This is a genomic window from Nocardioides antri (genome assembly GCF_008373765.1).
Taxonomy (GTDB): domain Bacteria; phylum Actinomycetota; class Actinomycetes; order Propionibacteriales; family Nocardioidaceae; genus Nocardioides; species Nocardioides antri.
Genome location: NZ_VUJW01000062.1, coordinates 1 through 228, shown reverse-complemented (window position 1 = coordinate 228; position 228 = coordinate 1). Strand labels below are relative to the sequence as shown.

Genomic DNA, 228 nt, shown 5'->3' with positions numbered 1-228 from the left:
TGAGAATGTGAAAGCCAAGATTCAGGATAAAGAGGGAATTCCCCCAGATCAGCAGCGAATGATTTTTGCTGGCAAACAGCTTGAAGATGGTCGTACATTATCTGACTACAATATCCAGAAAGAATCTACTCTGCATTTGGTTTTGAGACTGCGTGGTGGCATGCAGATCTTTGTGAAAACACTTACCGGTAAAACCATCACACTAGAAGTTGAAGCATCTGACACCAT

1 protein-coding gene is annotated in these 228 nt (G+C 42.1%); it reads left to right on the top strand.

What is annotated here, in order from left to right:
• Nucleotides 1-228 (top strand): ubiquitin-like protein (locus F0U47_RS22620; RefSeq protein WP_223162850.1); only part of this gene is annotated, 228 nt, incomplete at both ends.